Origin of the sequence: Actinokineospora globicatena (assembly GCF_024171945.1) — a bacterium.
Taxonomy (GTDB): domain Bacteria; phylum Actinomycetota; class Actinomycetes; order Mycobacteriales; family Pseudonocardiaceae; genus Actinokineospora; species Actinokineospora globicatena.
In genome coordinates, this window is record NZ_JAMTCR010000005.1 from 165,429 (window position 1) to 185,471 (window position 20,043).

Consider the following 20,043-nt stretch of genomic DNA (forward strand, 5'->3'; position numbering starts at 1 on the left):
CGGCCGACCGGCCCGTGACGGAGTCGCCACTCCGCCGCCGGACCGGCCGGACCAGATGCGTGGCCCCGGTGGTTCCAGACCAGGAAGCACCCACCGGGATGTGCGCGGACACCAGTCCGAGCACCACTGCGAAGAAAAGGATACAGGTAGTGAGCAAGAAGCAGCGTATGATCGTCGTGGCCACCGCCGCACTCGCTCTCGCGAGCGTGTTCGCCGGTACGGCCCAGGCGGACCCGACCGGTGCGCCCACCTACCGCGAGCTGGCCGGTACCGGCTCCGACACCACCCAGACGGTGCTCAACGGTCTCGCCGAGGCCATCACCATCGGCGGCACCAAGGTGCTGGGCTCCTACGACGCCCGCGGCACGGCGACCATCACCACCAAGGACGTCGCGACCAACCCGAACTGCACCTTCGCGCGCCCGGAGAACTCCGGCCAGGGTGTCACGGCGCTGAAGAACAACATCAACAGCGGCGACGGGTGCGTGCAGTTCGCGCGGTCGTCCTCGAACTCGGCCGCGGCGAACCCGGACATGAAGTTCATCCCGTTCGCGATCGACGCGCTGACCTACGCGGTCCGCAGCGACAGCGCGGTGCCGAAGAAGCTCACCAAGGCCCAGCTGACCGCGATCTACACCTGCACCAACACCGCGTTCAAGCCGCTGGCGCCGCAGTTCGGTTCCGGCACCCGCTCGTTCTTCATCCGCTCGGTCATGCCGACCGGCACGGTCGACTCCGCTGGCCTGTTCGGTGTCGGCGGCCAGTACCCCTGCGTCAGCGACAAGGACGCGGGCGGCGGCGACATCCAGGAGCACGTCGGCACCTACCTGACCGACACCCGCCACCTGCTGCCCTACTCGATCGCGGTCTACAACTCGCAGGTCTACGGCAACGCCCCGGCCGCCCAGGGCAAGGCTGTTCTCGGCACCGTCGACAACATCCAGCCGACCAACCTGAACACCTCCTCGGTGTTCAAGCGCGACGTCTACAACGTGATCCCGGCCAACAAGCTCGAGGTCGCCCCGTACAGCACCGTGTTCGTCGGTGCGGGCTCGGCCGTCTGCCAGCGCGCGGACGTCATCACCCGCTACGGCTTCGGTGTCGCGCCGAACTGCGGCGTCCCGGTCCAGTAGGTCCTCCCCCCTTTTCTTCGCTGAACCCGTTCACGGAAGGTTTGCACAACAGTGCGCGCTAACGCATTCACCCGCAGGCTCGTCGGTGGCGCCGTCGTCATCGCCGCCGCCACCGCGGCCACCCTCGGTGCCGCTGGCATCGCCGCCGCCGCTGCCCCCGCGGGCAACCTCGGCACCCTGGCCATCAACCGGACCAGCGGCCTCGACACCGACGCCCCCACCTACACCACCTCCGCCGGCTGCACCCCGGACTCGGACGGCTACAGCCTGTTCGTCTACGGTCCGGGCGCCTGGGACGCGGGCTTCACCGCCACCCCGGTCACCGACGTGGGCTACTCGCAGAGCGCGGGCTTCCCGGTCGTGCAGGGTCTGTCCTTCAAGGACATCGCGGTGGACAACGCCACCACGATCGTCCCCGGCAAGTACACCCTCGCGGTCTACTGCGTCGACCAGTTCGCCGCCGAGAACAAGGGCGCGTTCACCCGCGACATCTGGTTCACCACCGCCACAGCGTGGCAGGACCGCGACCCGAACGCCTCGGTCGCCACCACCACCGCGCTGTCGGTCGCCCCGGCCGCCCCGGTCGTCGCGGGCACCAACGTGACCCTCACCGCCAACGTCACCCCGGCCACCGCCGCGGGCACCGTCCAGTTCAAGGACGGCGCCAACAACATCGGCGCGCCGGTCACCGTCGTCAACGGTGTCGCCACCTTCTCCACCACCGCGCTCGCCACCGGCGCGCGCTCGCTGACCGCCTCCTTCTCGGGTGCCGGCTACGCGACCTCCACCTCGGCCGCCGTGTCGTACCAGGTGAACGCGCCTGCCGCCACGCCGACCACGACCGCCCTCGCGGTCACCCCGAGCGGTACCGCCGCCGCGTACTCCACCGTCACCCTCGCCGCCACCGTGAACCCGGGTGCGGCCGCCGGTGCGGTGCAGTTCTTCGACGGTGCCACCGCCCTGGGCAACCCGGTCGCCGTGTCCACCGGTGCGGCCACGCTGTCCACCTCCACCCTCGCGGTGGGCGCGCACAACTTCACCGCGCGCTTCATCCCGACCAACGCCGCCGCGTACGAGACCTCCGTCTCGGCCGCCGTCGCCCTGCAGGTCACCCCGTTCGCCGGTGTGACCGCCTCGGAGACCATCACCACCACCGTGCTCGCCGGTGAGCTGCTGATCAGCGTCGCCAACCAGAACGTGGTCCTGCCCTCGCCGGTCATGGCCGCCGACGGCTCGCTGCTGACCACCGCCGGTTCGCTCAACCCGATCAAGGTCACCGACACCCGCGCGGGCAACCCGGGCTGGAACGTCTCCGGCCAGGTCTCCGACTTCCTCAACGGCACCAACTCGATCAACGGCGCGAACCTGGGCTGGACCCCCAAGCTCGTCGACAAGTCCGCGCCGCAGGTCATCACCGTCGGTGCGCAGGTCAACCCGGCCAACGCCATCGCCCCGGGTGCCACCGCGCCCAACGGCCTCGGCCTGGCCGCCGCCCGCGTTCTCGCCACCGCGTCCGCCCTCGGCGGCAACGGCACCGCGAACCTGTCGGCCGACCTCGCGCTCAACGTCCCCACCTCCACGGTGGCGGGCACCTACTCGGCGCTGCTGACCCTCACCGCCATCTGAGGTAGCCCCGAGAACGGCTGACACACAGCCAGTGGGGCGGGCCGGGCCAGGTACCCCGGCCCGCCCCACACCCTTGACCCTCTACTAAGGACTGGACAATGAAGCGGATCTGGCGCCGCGCGGTGCTCCCCGGTCTGCTCGCGCTGCTGGCCACCGCCCTGCTCCCGGCGGCGGCGTCAGCGCGACCGGCTGCCCCGCACCTGGCAGCGGCCAGCGCGGCGGCACCCGCCACCTACGGCGTGCGCCCGGCCACCGCTGACGCACCGGACAACCGCCCGAACTTCAGCTACAGCGCCACCCCCGGCGCGGTCGTCGTCGACCACGTCGCGGTGTCGAACGTGTCCAACGACCCGCTCTCGCTCAAGCTCTACCCCAACGACGCGTTCAACACCCCCGACGGCGGGTTCGACCTGCTGGCCTCCAGCGCGAAGTCGGTCGACGTCGGCGCGTGGATCGCCGTCGAGCAGGACCAGGTGCAGATCCCCGGTCGCACCACCAAGATCGTGCCGTTCCGGCTCTCGATCCCGCAGAACGCGACCCCCGGCGACCACGTCGGCGGCATCGTCGCCGCGCTGGTCACCGAGGCCACCAACGCCGACGGGCAGAAGGTCGCCGTCGAGCAGCGCGTCGGCGCGCGGGTCTACCTGCGGATCTCCGGCGACCTGGTGCCCAAGCTGAGCATCGACGGGCTGACCGCCGACTACGAGCACTCGCTGTTCGGCGCGGGCGACACCGTCGTCGAGTACACCGTGCGCAACTCCGGCAACGTCCGCCTCGGCGGCAAGCAGAAGGTCACCGTCGAGACCCCCTGGGGCTCCGGGACCGCCGCGCCGAACCTGCCCGACCTCCCGGAACTGCTGCCGGGCAACTCCTTCCGGGTGCGCACCGTCGTCCCCGGTGTCCTGCCCGCCGGCTGGCTCGACACCCTCGTGCACATCGACCCGATCGCCCCGCCCGGCCCGCAGCCGCAGGCCGCCGCCGTGGACGCGAGCGTGACCGTCGCCGCGGTGCCGTGGCTGGTGCTGATCCTGCTGCTGCTCGTGGTCGCCCTGGTGCTGTTCCTGCTGTGGCGCAGGCGGAGGCGCCGAGCGCGGCCGGTACCCGAGCCCGAGCCCGAACCCACGCCGGAGGTGGAACATGCGGTCTGATCGCTACGTCGTCGTGGCGCTGCTCGCCGTCCTATTCGGACTGCTGGTGCCCGGCACCGCTTCCGCGGACCGCGTCGGCGGCCTGCTGGTGACCCCCGGCGAGAGCGTCGACCAGGTCCCGGTGCGGCTCAAGACCGACAAGGGCTGCCCGCAGGGCGCGACCGGATACATCGCGACCATGAAGGGCCACGGCCTGGACAACGTCGTCGTGGTGCCGACCTCGGACGTGCTGCTCTCGCACACCCAGGGCTTCGTCGTGCCGGTCGCCAACACCTTCCGCGACTACGCCGACGACAACGGCACCACGCTGCAGGGCACCTACGAGATCACGCTCAGCTGCATCGATGCGTTCTCCCAGCAGAACTTCGGCGACTTCACCGCGACCGTCGACATCCCGTCGGCTGGTCACTACGCGGCGGTCGGCGCGGCCAAGGGACCCGCGCGCAACACCGACCCGATCATCCCGCCGGAGTTGGGGCTCAGCACCCCGCAGAACCCGCCGCCGTCGGAGCAGCCGCCCGCGGGTGGGCAACCGCCGCAGGAGGGCCAGCAGCCGCAGGGCGGCCTGCCCGACGCCGAGCCCGCCGACACCGCGGCACCCGCGGCCGACTCCGGCATCCACCCATTCCTCTACCTGGGCGGCGGGGTGGTCGTGCTCGTCGTGGCGGCCGTGGTCGTCGCCGGGGTGCGCAGGCGCGCCAGCGCGGCGACCGAGAGCACCGAGTCCGAAACCGAGTGACGCCGAACCCGGCCGCAGCTCATGAACTGGAGGCAGAGAAGTCATGCGTAAGCGCCAACTGATCGCGGCAGGCGCGGCGGTCCTCACCACCGTCACGGCGGGCATCGTGCTCGCCGCCACCACCAGCCAGGCCGAGCCGCCCACGGCGACGTTGGGCACGCTGGCCGTCAGCAAGCAGTCCGGCCTCGACACCGACGCGCCGACCTGGACCACCGAGGGTCCGTGCACCGAGGACTCCGACGGCTACACCCTGTGGCTCTACGGCCCCGGCGGGTTCGCCAACGGCCTGGTCGCCTCGCCGATCTCGGACGTGGGCTTCTCCACGACGGCGCCGATCAGCGTCACCCAGGGCCTGACCTTCAAGGACGTCGCGCTGGAGAACAGCACCACGATCCAGAAGGGCGAGTTCACCGCGGTCGTGTTCTGCCGCGACGGCTTCAACGGCGTCAACACCGGCACGTTCACCAAGAAGTTCTACTTCACCAGCCCGACCGCGTGGCAGGTGCGCGACCCGGCCGAGCCGACGACGACCACCACGACGCCGACCACGACCACCACGACGACCACGACGCAGCCGACGACGACCACCACCACCACCACCACGACCACGGTGGAACCGACGACGACCACGACGACGGTGGAGCCGACCACGACGACCACGACCGTCGAGCCGACGACCACCACGACCACGGTGGAGCCGACGACCACGACGACGACGGTGGAGCCGACCACGACCACCGTCGAGCCGACGACGACCACCACCACGGTGGAGCCGACGACGACCACGACGACCGTCGAGCCGACCACGACGACCACCACCGTCGAGCCGACGACCACCACGACCACCGTGGAGCCGACGACCACGACGACGACCGTCGAGCCGACCACGACGACGACCGTCGAGCCGACCACGACGACCACCACGGTGGCGCCGACCACGACCACGACGGAGACGACCCCGCCGTCCGACCCGACGCTGCTGGGCAAGCTGCTGCCCAGCAAGGAGTCCGGTCTCCCCGCCGAGGCGCCGACCTACATCACCGAGAAGGCGTGCGTCGAGGGCTCCGACGGCTACAAGATCGACATCAAGGGTCCAGGCGGCTTCGCGAACGGGCTGGCCGCGGCCACCGTCACCGCCGTCGACTTCTCCACCGCCGCCGCCTTCACCGGCACCCAGACCTGGACCTTCACCGACATCGCGCTGGACAACAGCACCACGCTGGTCCCCGGTGACTACACCGTCCAGCTGCACTGCATGGACAGCTTCAACGTGGTGACCCTCGGCCACTTCGACGTCGTCCTCACCTTCTTCACCGAGGCGGACCCGGACGACGCCACCAAGCAGGTCCTCAAGTGGAAGGTGAAGGCGGGCCCCACGACCACCACCACCACCAACCCCACCACCACGACCAGCGCGCCCGGTGGCAGCACCTCGACCACCACGACGATCCCGCCCGCAGGAACCAACCCGACCGTGGACCCGGCGCCGCAGGGCAGCTCCGGGACCGGTGGCCTGGCCAGCACCGGCGCGTCCGTCGGTCTGTCGCTGCTCGCGGGCACCGCGCTGATCGGCTTCGGCGCGCTCGCCCTCGTCGCCTCGCGCCGCCGCAAGGCCGCGGCCGCGCCGGGCGAGTGGCCGACCGAGAGCTGATGACCCCCACCGGTGTGCGCCGCGGGATGCCATCCGCGGCGCACACCGGTTCCCCCGAGAGGACACCAGGGTGACCGTGCTCGACGACAACCCACCGGCATGCCCGGTCCCGCCCGCCCCGCCGCCGCCCGGCGTGCCGTTCGGGCCGCCGCCAACCGGCATGCCGGTCGGGGCGCCGCCGCGCTACCGACCGGAGCGCCCCGGGCTGGTGCTGGCCGGGCAGATGCTCGCCATCCTCGGCGCGGTGCTGCTGTGCTTCGTCGCCCAGCTCACGCTGCTCGGTGCCCTCAAGCACGAACGGGACCAGAACTCCGCCTACACCGCGCTGCGCGCCGACCTGGCCAACGCCACCGCGCCGGTCACCGGGCTGGCCGACGGGCGGCTGCTCGACAGCGGGACCCCGGTGGCGATCATCGAGATCCCCCGGCTGCGGTTGCAGGAGGTGGTGCTGGAGGGCACCTCGGCGCGCACCCTCAAGTCCGGCCCCGGGCACGTGCGCAACACCCCGCTGCCCGGCCAGTCCGGCACCAGCGTCATCTACGGCCGCAAGGCCGCCTACGGCGGACCGTTCGCCGAGATCGACAAGCTGCGCCGCGGCGACGAGATCGTGATCACCACCGGGCAGGGCGAGCACCGCTACTCGGTGCAGGGCGTGCGCCGCGCCAACGACAAGGAGCGCACCGCCGCCGCCGCCGACGAGGGCCGGTTGACCCTCGCCACCGCCGACGGGTCCTACTTCCTGCCGACCGACGTCATCCGGGTCGACGCGAAGCTGGTGTCCGAGGTGCAGGCCAAGACCAGGCAACTGCCCGCGTTCGCGGTCCCCGACAACGAGAAGGCCATGGTCGGCGACCGCTCGGCGCTGGTGCCGATCGCGCTGTGGACGCTGATCCTGGTCGCCGCCGCGGTCGCCGCGGTGTACGTGCGCCAGCGGGTCGGCCGCTGGCAGGCCTGGGTGATCGGGGTGCCCGTCGTCGGCGCGATCAGCCTCACCCTGGCCGACCAGGCCGCCGCCCTGCTGCCCAACCTGATGTGACCGGAGGACCGATGACCGCCGTGCTGCCCCACCCCCACCCCGTGCCGCCCGCCGCGCACGCCAGCATCGACGCGCGCGAGGTGTCCGCCTGGTTCGGCGAGCGCAAGGTCCTCGACCGGGTGTCGTTGCTGATGCCCGGCGGGTCGGTGACCGCGCTGATCGGCCCGTCCGGCTGCGGCAAGTCGACCTTCCTGCGCACCCTCAACCGGATGCACGAGCTGATCCCCGGCGCGTCGCTCGCCGGTGAGGTGCTGCTCTCCGGCGCCGACATCTACGACCCGGCCCGCAAGCTCACCGACGCCCGCAAGCAGATCGGGATGGTCTTCCAGAAGCCCAACCCGTTCCCGGCCATGTCGATCTACGACAACGTGGTGGCCGGGCTCAAGCTCACCGGGCTCAAGGCGACCCGCACCGAGCGCGACGACCTGGTCGAGCAGTGCCTGGCCAAGGCAGGCCTGTGGGTCGAGGTTCGCGACCGGCTGCGCCAACCGGGTGGCGCTCTCTCCGGCGGTCAGCAGCAACGGCTCTGCATCGCCCGGTCGCTCGCGGTGCGGCCCAAGGTCCTGCTGATGGACGAGCCGTGCTCCGCGCTCGACCCGACCTCCACCCGGCGCATCGAGCAGACCATCGCCGAGCTCGCGCACGAGGTGACGATCGTCATCGTGACGCACAACATGCAGCAGGCGGCCCGGGTCTCGCAGCAGTGCGCGTTCTTCCTCGCCGAGCAGGGCACCCCGGGGGTGATCGTCGAGGCAGGGCCGACGACGCAGATCTTCGGCGCCCCGGTCGACCAGCGCACCGCCGACTACGTGCACGGCCGGTTCGGCTGATCAACCCGATCGTGGGTCGTCGCGAACCGGGCCGCGCGGGTAGCGTGGGTGTCCGGCACGGTTCGTGGGGGTTCGTGGGGGTGCGGTGGATCTACGGTTGGACCCGGCGCCCGCTCCTGGCGTCGTCCTGGTCGCCATCGGCGGCGAGGTCGACCTGGTCGCGGCGGGCATCCTGGAGCGGTTCCTGCTCGGCGCGGTCGCCGAGCAGCGCAGCAGCAAACCCGGGTTGATCGTCGACCTGTCCGACGCGGAGTTCTTCGGCTGCGCCGGGCTCAACGCGCTGCTGGCCGCCCAGCGCCGCCTGGAGCGCACCGGCGGCTGGCTGCGGCTGGTCGACGTCTCCGCCGCGGTGGCGCGGGTGCTCGACGCCAATGGCATGAACACGCGGTTGAAAGTCACCAGCTCGGGGGAGTGAGCCGTGCCAATACCCACCGCTCCGGGGGCGCGGTCACCGCACCTGGTGACCGAGTTCGCCGGTCCCGCCGAGGAGTTCCTCGCGCACGCCTGCTTGACCTACGGCGCTGACGACCCGGCCAGGGTGGTGCGCGCCGGGGAGGTGCTGGCAGCGAACCCGGGGATCGTCGACGCGAACTTCGCCGTGCCGGTGGTGCTGGGTGACGTCGAGCGGGTGCGGGCGTGGATCGCACGGGAACCCGCCGCGGCCCTTCGGCAGACGGGTCCCTTCGAGTGGGAACCGGTGCTGTACCTGACTTACGGCCGGTTCGGGGGTGGCGACCCGGTGGCCATCGCCGAGGCGTTGCTGGCCGCTGGGGCGGACCCGGACTCGGGCTACCTGTGGGAAGGGCTGCCGTCGCCGTTCACCGCCCTGACCGGGTGCTTCGGCGGGGGCGAGGGCGACCAGCCGCCGCACCCCGACGGGCTCGCGGTGGCCAGGGTGCTGCTGGCGGCCGGGGCCGACCCGAACGACAACCAGACCCTCTACAACCGCCAGTTCCGCACCGACGACGCGCACCTGCGGCTGCTGTTCGAGTTCGGCCTCGGCCGCGGCGCGCCCCGGTGGCCGATGGCACCGGCACCGGGGCGGATGCTGCACGACGTCCTGCTGTGGGCGGCGCGGACCGGTCAGCGCGACCGGGTGGCCCTGCTGCTCGACAACGGGGTCGACCCCGATCCGGGCATCCCGGGCCACCCGATCCACCTCGGCCTCTCACCGCGTGAGGTCGCGGAGCACAACGGGCACACCGAGGTGGCCGACCTGCTCCGTCCTTAGTGGACTCGCGGGGATTGGCTCAGCCGGTGCCGAAGGTCTGGGTCCAGTAGATCCGGTAGCTGCCGCCCTTGTGCGTGCCGACGCCGATCTCGGTCGACTTGCAGTTCAGGATGTTGGCGCGGTGCCCGGGGCTGTTCATCCACGAGGTCATGACCGCCTCGGGGCTCGCCTGACCAGCCGCGATGTTCTCGCCGCTGGCCTTGGTGTAGCCCTCCGCCCTGATCCGGTCCCACGGGGTGCGGCCGTCGGGGGAGTTGTGGTCGAAGTAGCCCCGGTCGGCCATGTCCTTGCTGTGCTTGCGGGCGGCGGTGGCGAGCTTGTCGTTCCACCGCAGCGGCCCGCACCCGGCCTCGGCGCGCCGGGCGTTGACGATCTCGACGACCTTGAGCTCCTCGGGCTGGCCGTTCTGGCCGCCCGCGGTGGTCGTCGTCGGCTTGGGCTTCGTGGTGGTGGTCGTGGTGGTCGGCTTGCTGCTCGTCGACTTGGTGGTGGTCGTCGTGCTGGTCGGCTTGGTGCTGGTCGAGCTGCTGGGTATCGCCGTGCTCGGCGTGGTGCTGGTCGGGCGTGGTCGGGTGTGCTGCGGCCTGGTCGGGGCGCCGTTGAGCGCGTCGCCGACCAGGGCCGTGGGGACGTCCTGGCGGGCCTCGGTCTGGCTCGGCCAGGCAATCACCATCGAGACGGCCGCTAGCGCCGATCCGGTGGCAACAGCGGCCAGCGCGGTGACTCGGCGTCGTGATTTCACGATGGGTAATCCCTTCGGGCGGATCGCGTGTACGCCGGTTGGACGGAGGGCTTGCGCTAGGGATTACGGTCTGAGGCCGAACCGAACGCGAAATTTCTCCGCGGAGGCCCGCCGTGCGACCGATAGACCCCACCGACGCCGACCTCGTCGTGCGCGCGCGAGCGGGGGACACCGGGGCGTTCGCCCAGCTCTACGACCGGTACCGGGACCCGGTGACGCACTTCCTGACCAGGGTCGTCGGTGATCGGCACCTCGCCGAGGACCTCACCCAAGAGGCGTTCGTCAGCGCCATGCGGCACCTGCCGTCGCTGCGCCGCCCGGCCCGGTTCCGGCCCTGGTTGTTCTCCATCGCGCACCGGGGTGCCCTGGATCACATCCGCCGCGGCGGCCCGGTCCTGCTGGCCGACCTACCGGACCTCGTCGGCGACGACGGGCCCGACACCGCGACCGCCACCGAGGCCACCCGCCTGGTGTGGGACGCCGCCGCGAGCCTGGAACCGCGTCAGCTGGCGATCCTCGAACTCACCCTGCGCGACGAGCTGACCACCCCGGAACTCGCGCACGCCCTCGACGTCAACACCGCCCACGCCGCCGTCCTGGCCCACCGCGCCCGCACCGCCCTCGCGGGCGCCGTCCGCATGCTCCTGCTCGCCCGCGACCCGGCCCACTGCCCACGCCTCGCGTCGATGGTCCCCACCCGCCCCCAAGCCCTGACCAGATCCCAACGCGTCTCCGTCGACCGCCACCTCCGCCGCTGCCCGAACTGCCGCGACCTCGTCGGCCGCCTCACCGCCCCCCTGGCCATCCTCGCGGTCCTGCTCACCGACCCCGCCCCCACGGCCGACGACCCCGCCTGGGCGATGATCGACCCCCGCAGCCACCTGGCCCGCAAGGTCGCCGTCACGGCCTTCCTGACCCTCGCCCTCACCGTCGCCGTGTCGCTGTCCCCGCACAGCGAGATCCCTTCGGACACGGCGCCTCCGGTCACCACCACCACTGAGATCCCAGCGGTGACGACTTCTCAACCTGCGCCTAGTCCTACTTTGTCGACCCCGCCCGCTGTTTCCAGCACTGCCGCGGCTGCCGCCCCTGTTGTGGCTCGTTCCGCTGGGGAGCCTGCGCAGCTCATCGCTCAGCTGAACGCACGTCGGAAGAGTGGTGGGTGCTCGGCGCTCAAGGTCGATCCGGATCTCACGGTTGCTGCACAACGCCACAGTGCGGATATGGTGCAGCGCGACTACATCGGGGTCAAGTCGCCTTCTGGGGTTACTGCGCTGGAACGTGCTCGGGCGGCTGGGTTTGAGGACTTGGTGAGTGCGTTCGTTGCTGCTAGCCGGGAGTCGGCTGAGGATCTGATGCCGTTGCTTGCCGAGTCACCTGCGTTGACTTGTGAGGCGGGGCGGATTGGGGCGGCGCGGGCTGTTGGTGGGTCTTGTGGGTTCTATTGGACAGTCCTGTATGGACTTGATTGATGCTTGCCGTGTGGGAGCGCGGCTGTGGTTGTCCACATGTGCTGGAGTTGTCCACAGGGTCGAACTTCAGCCTCTCTGCGCTTGCGTGCCCCTCGGTAGGCTGTGTATTCGGGGGTCTTTGGGCGGGTTGATCTTGGGGCAGTGCGTTGAGCTGGGGGAGTCCGGGTCTCGTGCCTCCGCTTCGCTGCGGTGGACGCCTCGCCTGCGGCATCGAACAGGCGCGAGAATGCGAAGAGCTCGATGGGGCGAACTTATTTTGCGCGGGGCCCCGAGACCACCCGTGGCAGGACCGCAAAGCCGAGGCCGAAAAGCATGGCCCTGTCCGCTACCGACGCTACGGGTGGTCCTCCCCCACACAAAACAAGTCCACCCCATCGAGCCGGCCTGGCACCAGCGCCTTCGTGGAGCGCGTGTCGGCCAACGTCGTCGGCGGGTGGTCTTGGGGCCAACGTAGTTGGGGTGCTCGCCGGTAGTGAGGGAACGGTGCAGCGAAAGGGGTCCCACCGGGATGTGGTGGGACCCCTTTCGCTGCGTGTGTGTGGAGGGAGGGTTAGTCCTTGTAACCGGCGCGGCGGAGGGCTTCGGCCAGGGAGCCGGTGGCGGGGGGTGGGGATTGGCGGGGGCGGCCCTGGGTGGGGGGTTGGGAGCGGCGGGACTTGGGGTCGGTGCGGCGGGGGGAGCCTGCGGTGGGGTTGGTGGCGCCGGGGGTGGGGAGGTCGTCGTCGAGGCGGAGGGTGAGGGAGATGCGTTTGCGGGGGATGTCGATGTCGAGGACCTTGACGCGGACCACGTCACCGGATTTGACGATGTCGCGGGGGTCCTTGACGAAGGTCTTGGAGAGGGCGGAGACGTGGACCAGGCCGTCCTGGTGGACGCCGATGTCGACGAAGGCGCCGAAGGCGGCGACGTTGGTGACGACGCCCTCGAGGGTCATGCCGGGGCGCAGGTCGCCGAGTTTCTCGACGCCGTCGGCGAAGGTGGCGGTCTTGAACTCGGGGCGCGGGTCGCGGCCGGGCTTCTCCAGTTCGGCGAGGATGTCGGTGACCGTGGGCAGGCCGACCGCGTCGTCGACGAAGTCCTGGGGGCGCAGGGAGCGCAGCGCGGTCGAGTTGCCGATCAGGCCGGGCAGGTCGCCGCCGGTCGCGGCCAGGATGCGGCGCACCACCGGGTACGACTCGGGGTGCACGCTGGAGGAGTCGAGCGGGTCGTCGCCGCGCGGGATGCGCAAGAAGCCCGCGCACTGCTCGAACGCCTTCGCGCCGAGCCGGGCGACATCCTTGAGGCCCTTCCTGGTGCGGAACGGGCCGTGCTGGTCGCGGTGCGCCACGATGTTCTCGGCCAGCGTCGCGCCGATGCCCGACACCCTGGTCAGCAGCGGGGCGGACGCGGTGTTGACGTCCACGCCGACGCCGTTCACGCAGTCCTCCACCACCGCGTCGAGCGAGCGCGACAGCTTCACCTCGGACAGGTCGTGCTGGTACTGCCCGACGCCGATGGACTTCGGGTCGATCTTCACCAGCTCGGCCAGCGGGTCCTGCAGCCGCCGGGCGATGGACACCGCGCCGCGCAGCGACACGTCCATGCCGGGCAGCTCCTGCGCGGCGAAGGCCGACGCCGAGTACACCGACGCGCCCGCCTCCGACACCACGACCTTGGTCAGCTTCAGCTCGGGGAACTTCTTGATCAGCTCACCGGCGAGCTTGTCGGTCTCCCGCGACGCGGTGCCGTTGCCGATCGCGATCAGCTCGACCCGGTGCTCGGCGGCCAGCTTCGCCAGCGTGGCCAGCGACTGCTCCCAGCGCTGCTGCGGCACGTGCGGGAAGATCGCGTCGGTCGCGACGACCTTGCCGGTCGCGTCCACCACCGCCACCTTGACCCCGGTGCGGAACCCCGGGTCCAGCCCCATGGTCGCCCTGGTCCCGGCGGGCGCGGCGAGCAGCAGGTCGCGCAGGTTGGTGGCGAACACCCGGACCGCCTCGTCCTCGGCGTTCTGCCGCAGCCGCGAGCGCAGGTCGATGCCCAGGTGCACCAGGATCCGGGTCCGCCACGCCCAGCGCACCGTGTCCGAGAGCCACTTGTCCCCGGGGCGACCCCGGTCGGCCACCCCGAAGCGGGCCGCGATCTGGATCTCGTAGTCGCTGCGCACCGGCGGCACCGCGGTCTGGTCCACGTCCGGGTCTGGCTCCAGGGTGAGGTCGAGTACCTCCTCCTTCTCCCCGCGCAGCATCGCCAGCACGCGGTGCGACGGCAGCCGCTCGAACGGCTCGGAGAAGTCGAAGTAGTCGGAGAACTTGGCGCCGTCCTCCTCCTTGCCCTCGCGGACCTTCGAGCCGAGCACCCCGCGCTTCCACATCCGCTCGCGCAGCTCACCGATCAGGTCGGCGTCCTCGGCGAAGCGCTCCACCAGGATCGCCCGCGCGCCCTCCAGCGCGGCCGTGGCGTCCGCGACGCCCTTCTCCGCGTCGACGAACCCGGCGGCCACCGCGCGCGGGTCGTGCGACGGGTCGTCGAGCAGCTGCTCCGCCAGCGGCTGCAACCCGGCCTCGCGGGCGATCTGCGCCTTGGTCCGCCGCTTCGGCTTGTACGGCAGGTAGATGTCCTCCAGGCGGGCCTTGGAGTCCGCGGCCATGATCTGCGCGGTGAGCGCGTCGTCGAGCTTGCCCTGCTCGCGGATCGAGTCGAGGATCGCGGTGCGCCGCTCCTCCATCTCGCGCAGGTAGCGCAGCCGCTCCTCCAGGGTGCGCAGCTGCGTGTCGTCGAGCGCCTCCGTGGCCTCCTTGCGGTAGCGGGCGATGAACGGCACGGTCGAGCCGCTGTCGAGCAGCTCGACGGCGGCGGACACCTGCCGCTCGCGCACCCCCAGCTCCTCGGCGATGCGCTGGTGGATTGGTGTGGTCATCCCGATCGCTCCCACGTGTTGGTCACTGCCTGTTGGCATTCTGGCCGATCGGCGGGGGCCGCGGGTGGCGGGGGCTCCGGGCTGTGGACAACTCCGGGGGTTGTGGACAACCCCGGCCTGTGGACAACTCGACGCGGCCGGGCCCGGCCTGTGCGATAAAGGGTGTCGACCCACCGAGAGGAGGACACCATGCGGGTCGGGCTATTCCTCACCTGCCTCAACGACACGCTGTTCCCCGGCGCTGGCAAGGCCGTGGTCCAGGTGCTGGAGCGGCTGGGGCACGAGGTCGTGTTCCCGCCAGCGCAGACGTGTTGCGGGCAGGCGCACTTCAACACCGGGTACCGGCGCGAGTGCGTCCCGCTCGCGCGCAAGTTCGCCAAGGACTTCGCCGGACTGGACCACGTGGTGTCCCCGTCAGCGTCATGCGTGGCGATGGTGCGGGAGAACTACCGCGAACTGGTGGGCGAATCGCCGCCGGTGTACGAGTTCAGCGAGTTCCTGGTCGACGTCCTCGGTGTCACCGATGTGGGAGCAGCGTTCCCGCACCGCGTCACCTACCACCCGACCTGCCACGGCCTGCGTCTGCTCGACCTCGGCGACAGGCCTACCGCGTTGCTGCGGGCGGTTCGTGGTCTGCGGTTGGTAGACCTACCGGACGCCACACACTGTTGTGGGTTCGGCGGCACGTTCGCGCTCAAGAACGCCGATACTTCAGTGGCCATGGGAACCGACAAGGCCAGGAACGTGCTCGGCACCGGCGCCGAGGTCTTGGCGGCGGTCGACAACTCCTGCCTCATGCACATCGGTGGCCTGCTGTCGCGCTGGCGCTCCGGGACGCGCGTGCTGCACGTCGCCGAGATCCTGGCGGCCACGTGAACGTCTGGTTGGGCATGCCGCCGTTCCCCGAGGCCGCGCGCCAGGCGTTGGGGGACAGCCAGTTGCGGGCGAACCTGCGGGCCGCGACCGCGACGATCCGCACGAAGCGGGCCGCCGTGGTGGCCGAGCGCGACGACTGGGAGCAGTTGCGCGAGGCGGGCCGCGCCATCAAGGACCGCGCCTTGCGCGACCTCGACACCTACCTCCTCCAGCTCGAGGCGCAGGTCACCGACGCGGGTGGCACGGTGCACTGGGCTCGCGACGCCGACGAGGCCAACCGGATCGTCGCCGGGCTGGTGCGCGCGGCGGGCGCGACCGAGGTGGTCAAGGTCAAGTCCATGGCCACCCAGGAGATCGGGCTCAACGAGGCGCTCGCGGCCGCCGGGATCACCGCGCTGGAGACCGACCTGGCCGAGTTGATCGTCCAATTGGGACACGACAGGCCGTCGCACATCCTGGTGCCCGCGATCCACCGCAACCGGGCGCAGATCCGCGAGCTGTTCCGCCGCGAGATGCCCGGGGTCGACCCGGACCTCACCGACGACCCGGTCGCGCTCGCCTCGGCCGCGCGGGCGCACCTGCGGCGCGCGTTCCTCGCCGCCAGGGTCGCGGTGTCCGGCGCGAACTTCGCGGTCGCCGAGACCGGCGCGCTGGTCGTGGTCGAGTCGGAGGGCAACGGCCGGATGTGCCTGACCCTGCCGGAGGTGCTGATCAGCGTGGTCGGCATCGAGAAGGTCATCCCGACCACGGCCGACCTCGCGGTGCTGCTGCAGCTGCTGCCCCGCTCGGCGACCGGGGAGCGGATGAACCCGTACACCTCCTTCTGGCGGGGTACGACCCCCGGCGACGGCCCCCGCGAGTTCCACCTGGTGCTGCTCGACAACGGCCGCACCACCGCGCTCGCCGACGAGATCGGCCGCGACGCGCTGCGCTGCATCCGCTGCTCGGCCTGCCTCAACGTCTGCCCGGTCTACGAGCGCACCGGCGGCCACGCGTACGGCTCGGTCTACCCGGGCCCGATCGGCGCCATCCTCACCCCGCAGCTGCGCGGCCCCGACCCGGTCGCCGATTCCCTGCCGTACGCGTCCACGCTGTGCGGCGCCTGCTTCGACGCCTGCCCGGTGAAGATCGACATCCCCCGGGCGCTGGTGCACCTGCGCGGCAAGGTGGCCCACCCGCCGGGTGAGCGCGCGGCCATGCGGGCGGCGGCCTGGGTCATGTCCCGACCACCCCGGTTCGCCGTCGCCCGCCTCGCCGCCCGCCTGGGCGCCCGGCTGGCGCGGCTGCCCGGACCCTGGCGCCGGTGGACCGAGGCGCGAGACCTCCCGACCCCCGGCGAGTCGTTCCGCGATTGGTGGGATGCCCGTGAACGCCCGTGACGAGGTCCTCCGCCGGGTCCGCGCCGCCATCGGACCCCGGCGGGAGCACGTCGACGTCCCCCGGGACTACCGCCGCGCGGCACCCGACGGCACCGACGTCGTCGCCCTGTTCGCCGAGCGCGTGGCCGACTACCGCGCCGACGTCCGGCTGGTCGGCTGGGACGTCGCCGCCGAGGTGCGGCGGGTGGTGCGCGACCTCGGCATCCGCTCCCTCGCCGTCCCGGTCGGCTTCCCGGCGGACTACCTCACGGGCCTCGAGGACGGCCTGGACGGGGTAGGTGTCGAACTGCGCCGCGACGACCCGCCGCTGAGCACCGCCGACTTGGACGCCACCGACGCCGTCATCACCGAGTGCGCCGCCGCCATCGCCGAGACCGGCACCCTGGTGCTCGGCGCCGCGCAGGGCCGCCGCGCGCTGACCCTGGTCCCCGACCGGCACCTGTGCGTTGTCCGCGCGGACCGGGTGGTCGGCGCGGTCCCGGAGGTGCCCGAGGTGCCGATGCCGGTCACCTGGATCAGCGGCCCGTCGGCGACCAGCGACATCGAGCTGCACCGGGTCGAGGGTGTGCACGGACCGAGGACCCTGGTCGTGCTGGTGGTGACCGGGTCATGAGATCGCGCGCGGCGGCCGTCCATCTTGGATCAAGAACCCCAGTCGCACCACCAGCACCGAACCCCAACCGGGTGGAAGGTGGGAGCGGAGCGAGGTGTACCAACGGTTTGTGAACCGCTGACGTGACTCGGTGTCGCACTGTCCACAGTGGTGCACGGGGTGTGGGCCTTCGATGTGGTCGTGGGCGCCCCGGACACCGACAGTCCGTGCGCGCTCGCCACCCCGTCGTAGCTCGATGGTATTGGGAGTGATACCCGGAACGGTGGACTGTGTGCGGGCCCATTGGCGCGGTGGCGGCGGCACGCCCACGATCGGATGGGGGGCAATGCCATCCGATAGGAGGATCTGTGCGCACACTGCGGAAACCGCTCGTGCTCGCTGTCGTCGCCGTCACGGTGACGGTGGGGTTGGCCGTCCCGGCCACCGCGGCACCACCGGGCGTCGTACCCTCCACTGTGGACGTCGTGCTCACCCCGGGCGGCTCGACGACCATCGCCAAGGCGGTGACCACCCCGACCATCCCGGTCAACCCCGACATCGTGTTCCTCGCCGACACCACCGGCAGCATGAACGCGGCCATCGCCAACGTGCGGTCCAGCATCGGCAGCCTGACCGGCACCGTGCTCAGCGAGCAGCCAACGGCCCGGTTCGGCGTCGCCGAGTACAAGGACATCAAGGACACCATCCCGTACCGGGTCAACCTGCAGCCGACCGCCGACATCGCGGCCGTGCAGGCCGCCACCACGCAGTGGGTGGCCGGTGGCGGCGGCGACTTCCCCGAGGACAACATCAACGCCCTCTACCGGATGGCCTCCGGCGACGTGAACTTCCGCGCGGGCGGCACCCGGGTCATCGCCATGTTCGGCGACGCGCCCTCGCACGACCCCAGCGGCGGGCACACCCTGCTGGAGGCGATCGCCGCGCTGCAGGCCGCGAAGATCAAGGTGATCGCGGTCAACTCCTCCGGCCTCGACAGCAAGAAGCAGGCCACCGACCTGGCCACCGCCACCGGCGGGACGCTGCTCAACAACGTGGCGTCCACTGCGGTCCCGCAGGCCATCCTCGACGGGCTGCGCGGGCTCAAGGTGACCGTCAGCCCGACGGTCGGCGCCTGCGCGCCCGAGTTGACCGTCAACACGGTCCCGGTCGGCTCGGCGACCGTCGCGGGCGGCCAGGTCGCGTCGTTCACCGAGACCATCACGGTGAGCCCGACCGCGGGCCCCGGCACCTACACCTGCCTGGTCGACTACCTGGTCGACGGCGTCTCCCAGGGCTTCACCCAGAGCACCACGGTGCGGGTGCTCGGCCTGTCGATCAACGACATCACCGTGCAGGAACCGCCGCTGCTCGGCGCCGGGTCCGCGGTGTTCGCCGTGACCCTCAACGCCGCCTCCACCGCGCCGGTGACCGTCAACTACGCCACCAGCGCGGGCACCGCCACCTCCGGGGTCGACTTCACCCCGGTGTCGGGCACGCTGACCTTCGCGCCGGGGGAGACGTCGAAGACCATCACCGTGCCGGTGCTCGGTGACCTGCTCGACGAGGTCGCCGAGACGTTCCGGGTGACGCTGTCCGGGGCCACCGGCGCCGGCATCGTCAAGGCGGTCGGCACCGCGACCATCGCCGACGGCAACCGCAACGGCAGCTACACCTGCCAGGCGACCGCCGCCAAGCTGATCGTGCTCAACGCGGTCGGCGCGACCGCCGCGGTGGCCAACCCGGCCAACGACCCGTGCGCGGAGGCCAGCGCGACCCTGATCAACGCGTCGCTGCCCAACGGCACCCTGTCGGTGATCACCGGGGACGTGTCGGCGAACACCAACCTGACCCCGGACGACCAGACGGTCCTCCCGGCGACGGGGGACGGCCTGCGCTCCACCGCCGACGTCAGCAGCACCACGATCAGCCTGCTCGGCATCGCCAACATCCAGGTCGGCGCGGTCACCGCCAACGCGGGCTTCACCTGCACGGCGCAACCGGACGGCTCGCTGAGCCCGGTGTTCAGCGCGTCGTCGAACGTGGCGTCGCTGCGGGTCAACGGGCTGAACGTGGCCGTCGGCAGCGGCACGCTGGTCATCCCGCTGGTCGTCGGCCAGTTGCGGATCAACGCGACCACCCAGGTCGGCAACCAGTACACCCGGCAGGCGTTCGCGCTGGACACGGTGCTCGGCACGGTCGTGCTCGGTGAGGCCAAGGTCGGCCTCAACGGCACGGCGCTCAACCCGACCGCCAACCCCTGCGTGGCCTGACGGCGCTCAGCGGTAGCAGAAGAAGGCCCCGCCCGGATCCCGGGCGGGGCCTTCCGCTTCGTCGTGTTCGATCAGACCGCGGTCACGCCGGTCGCCTGCGGGCCCTTCGAGCCCTGGCCGACCTCGTAGCGCACCTTCTGGTTCTCCTCCAGCGTCCGGAAACCGGCCGTCTGAATCTCCGAGTAGTGCACGAACACGTCAGCGCCGCCGTCGTCGGGGGCGATGAAGCCGTACCCCTTCTCCGAGTTGAACCACTTGACGGTGCCCTGGGCCATGCTTGTCTCCTAGCCGTCCTGCTGGAGGGTGACCGCTGGTGCGGACATCCCAGCCGCCCACCTGTCCCCGACGTCCCAGGCGGGCGTCACGGGGGCGATGCGAGCGACCACAGCCAGTCAACCACAACAGGCCGACAACGGGGA

At 71.4% G+C, this 20,043-nt stretch carries 17 protein-coding genes; 14 read left to right on the top strand and 3 right to left on the bottom strand.

Annotated elements, in window-relative coordinates; genetic code table 11:
- The first annotated feature begins 149 nt into the window (after nucleotides 1-149).
- From LV79_RS24375 to LV79_RS24415, 9 genes are all read left to right on the top strand, one after another.
- Entirely contained in the window at nucleotides 150-1,133 is a 984-nt protein-coding gene (locus LV79_RS24375) for a substrate-binding domain-containing protein (protein ID WP_253840577.1), read from the top strand.
- Between the two features lie 51 nt (nucleotides 1,134-1,184).
- The gene (locus LV79_RS24380) at nucleotides 1,185-2,759 is read left to right on the top strand and encodes an Ig-like domain-containing protein (protein ID WP_253840578.1); all 1,575 of its coding nucleotides are present in this window, start codon (nucleotides 1,185-1,187) and stop codon (nucleotides 2,757-2,759) included.
- 98 nt (nucleotides 2,760-2,857) lie between these two features.
- Nucleotides 2,858-3,907, top strand: coding sequence for a WxL protein peptidoglycan domain-containing protein (locus LV79_RS24385; RefSeq protein WP_253840579.1), 1,050 nt, complete (start codon nucleotides 2,858-2,860; stop codon nucleotides 3,905-3,907).
- A complete protein-coding gene (locus tag LV79_RS24390) occupies nucleotides 3,897-4,646 on the top strand; it encodes a hypothetical protein (protein WP_253840580.1) in 750 nt (249 codons plus the stop codon). Before LV79_RS24385 ends, LV79_RS24390 begins: the two co-directional genes overlap by 11 nt.
- 43 nt (nucleotides 4,647-4,689) lie before the next feature.
- Nucleotides 4,690-6,297, top strand: a complete 1,608-nt coding sequence (locus tag LV79_RS24395; protein WP_253840581.1) for a hypothetical protein — start codon at nucleotides 4,690-4,692, stop codon at nucleotides 6,295-6,297.
- A 70-nt stretch (nucleotides 6,298-6,367) separates the two neighbouring features.
- Nucleotides 6,368-7,333, top strand: a complete 966-nt coding sequence (locus LV79_RS24400; protein WP_253840582.1) for a sortase — start codon at nucleotides 6,368-6,370, stop codon at nucleotides 7,331-7,333.
- Between the two features lie 11 nt (nucleotides 7,334-7,344).
- A complete protein-coding gene (locus tag LV79_RS24405) occupies nucleotides 7,345-8,163 on the top strand; it encodes a phosphate ABC transporter ATP-binding protein (protein ID WP_253840583.1) in 819 nt (272 codons plus the stop codon).
- An 85-nt stretch (nucleotides 8,164-8,248) separates the two neighbouring features.
- Entirely contained in the window at nucleotides 8,249-8,578 is a 330-nt protein-coding gene (locus LV79_RS24410) for an STAS domain-containing protein (RefSeq protein WP_253840584.1), read from the top strand.
- A gap of 3 nt (nucleotides 8,579-8,581) precedes the next feature.
- A complete protein-coding gene (locus LV79_RS24415) occupies nucleotides 8,582-9,394 on the top strand; it encodes an ankyrin repeat domain-containing protein (RefSeq protein WP_253840585.1) in 813 nt (270 codons plus the stop codon).
- Nucleotides 9,395-9,413: 19 nt separating this feature from the next.
- Here the strand turns inward: LV79_RS24415 and LV79_RS24420 are convergent, their stop codons facing one another.
- Nucleotides 9,414-10,136: a CAP domain-containing protein gene (locus tag LV79_RS24420; RefSeq protein ID WP_253840586.1), complete on the bottom strand. Its 723-nt coding sequence runs from the start codon at nucleotides 10,134-10,136 to the stop codon at nucleotides 9,414-9,416.
- 113 nt (nucleotides 10,137-10,249) lie between these two features.
- On the opposite strand from LV79_RS24420, the gene LV79_RS34630 reads away from it, so the two are divergent.
- Nucleotides 10,250-11,608, top strand: coding sequence for a sigma-70 family RNA polymerase sigma factor (locus LV79_RS34630; protein ID WP_253840587.1), 1,359 nt, complete (start codon nucleotides 10,250-10,252; stop codon nucleotides 11,606-11,608).
- A gap of 550 nt (nucleotides 11,609-12,158) precedes the next feature.
- Here the strand turns inward: LV79_RS34630 and LV79_RS24430 are convergent.
- The gene (locus tag LV79_RS24430; RefSeq protein WP_253840588.1) at nucleotides 12,159-14,507 is read right to left on the bottom strand and encodes a Tex family protein; all 2,349 of its coding nucleotides are present in this window, start codon (nucleotides 14,505-14,507) and stop codon (nucleotides 12,159-12,161) included.
- Between the two features lie 189 nt (nucleotides 14,508-14,696).
- Between LV79_RS24430 and LV79_RS24435 the strand changes: the two genes are divergently transcribed.
- From LV79_RS24435 to LV79_RS24450, 4 genes are all read left to right on the top strand, one after another.
- A complete protein-coding gene (locus LV79_RS24435; protein ID WP_253840589.1) occupies nucleotides 14,697-15,383 on the top strand; it encodes a (Fe-S)-binding protein in 687 nt (228 codons plus the stop codon).
- 14 nt (nucleotides 15,384-15,397) lie between these two features.
- Entirely contained in the window at nucleotides 15,398-16,762 is a 1,365-nt protein-coding gene (locus tag LV79_RS24440; protein WP_253841181.1) for a LutB/LldF family L-lactate oxidation iron-sulfur protein, read from the top strand.
- A complete protein-coding gene (locus LV79_RS24445) occupies nucleotides 16,743-17,375 on the top strand; it encodes a LutC/YkgG family protein (RefSeq protein ID WP_253840590.1) in 633 nt (210 codons plus the stop codon). Before LV79_RS24440 ends, LV79_RS24445 begins: the two co-directional genes overlap by 20 nt.
- A 347-nt stretch (nucleotides 17,376-17,722) precedes the next feature.
- Complete coding sequence (locus tag LV79_RS24450) at nucleotides 17,723-19,624, top strand: Calx-beta domain-containing protein (RefSeq protein WP_253840591.1); 1,902 nt, start codon at nucleotides 17,723-17,725, stop codon at nucleotides 19,622-19,624.
- A 71-nt stretch (nucleotides 19,625-19,695) separates the two neighbouring features.
- Here LV79_RS24450 and LV79_RS24455 read toward each other — a convergent pair whose 3' ends face one another.
- Entirely contained in the window at nucleotides 19,696-19,899 is a 204-nt protein-coding gene (locus tag LV79_RS24455; RefSeq protein ID WP_092783594.1) for a cold-shock protein, read from the bottom strand.
- Between the last annotated feature and the right edge of the window lie 144 nt (nucleotides 19,900-20,043).

What these genes read in the sequence shown, in the direction of transcription:
- LV79_RS24405 (WP_253840583.1), top strand. Translation starts at nt 7,345, where the DNA reads ATGACCGCCGTGCTGCCCCACCCCCACCCCGTGCCGCCCGCCGCGCAC.
- LV79_RS24435 (WP_253840589.1), top strand. Translation starts at nt 14,697, where the DNA reads ATGCGGGTCGGGCTATTCCTCACCTGCCTCAACGACACGCTGTTCCCC.
- LV79_RS24440 (WP_253841181.1), top strand. Translation starts at nt 15,398, where the DNA reads ATGCCGCCGTTCCCCGAGGCCGCGCGCCAGGCGTTGGGGGACAGCCAG.
- LV79_RS24455 (WP_092783594.1), bottom strand. Translation starts at nt 19,899, where the DNA reads ATGGCCCAGGGCACCGTCAAGTGGTTCAACTCGGAGAAGGGGTACGGC.
- LV79_RS24385 (WP_253840579.1), top strand. Translation starts at nt 2,858, where the DNA reads ATGAAGCGGATCTGGCGCCGCGCGGTGCTCCCCGGTCTGCTCGCGCTG.
- LV79_RS24430 (WP_253840588.1), bottom strand. Translation starts at nt 14,507, where the DNA reads ATGACCACACCAATCCACCAGCGCATCGCCGAGGAGCTGGGGGTGCGC.
- LV79_RS24390 (WP_253840580.1), top strand. Translation starts at nt 3,897, where the DNA reads ATGCGGTCTGATCGCTACGTCGTCGTGGCGCTGCTCGCCGTCCTATTC.
- LV79_RS24395 (WP_253840581.1), top strand. Translation starts at nt 4,690, where the DNA reads ATGCGTAAGCGCCAACTGATCGCGGCAGGCGCGGCGGTCCTCACCACC.
- LV79_RS24445 (WP_253840590.1), top strand. Translation starts at nt 16,743, where the DNA reads ATGCCCGTGAACGCCCGTGACGAGGTCCTCCGCCGGGTCCGCGCCGCC.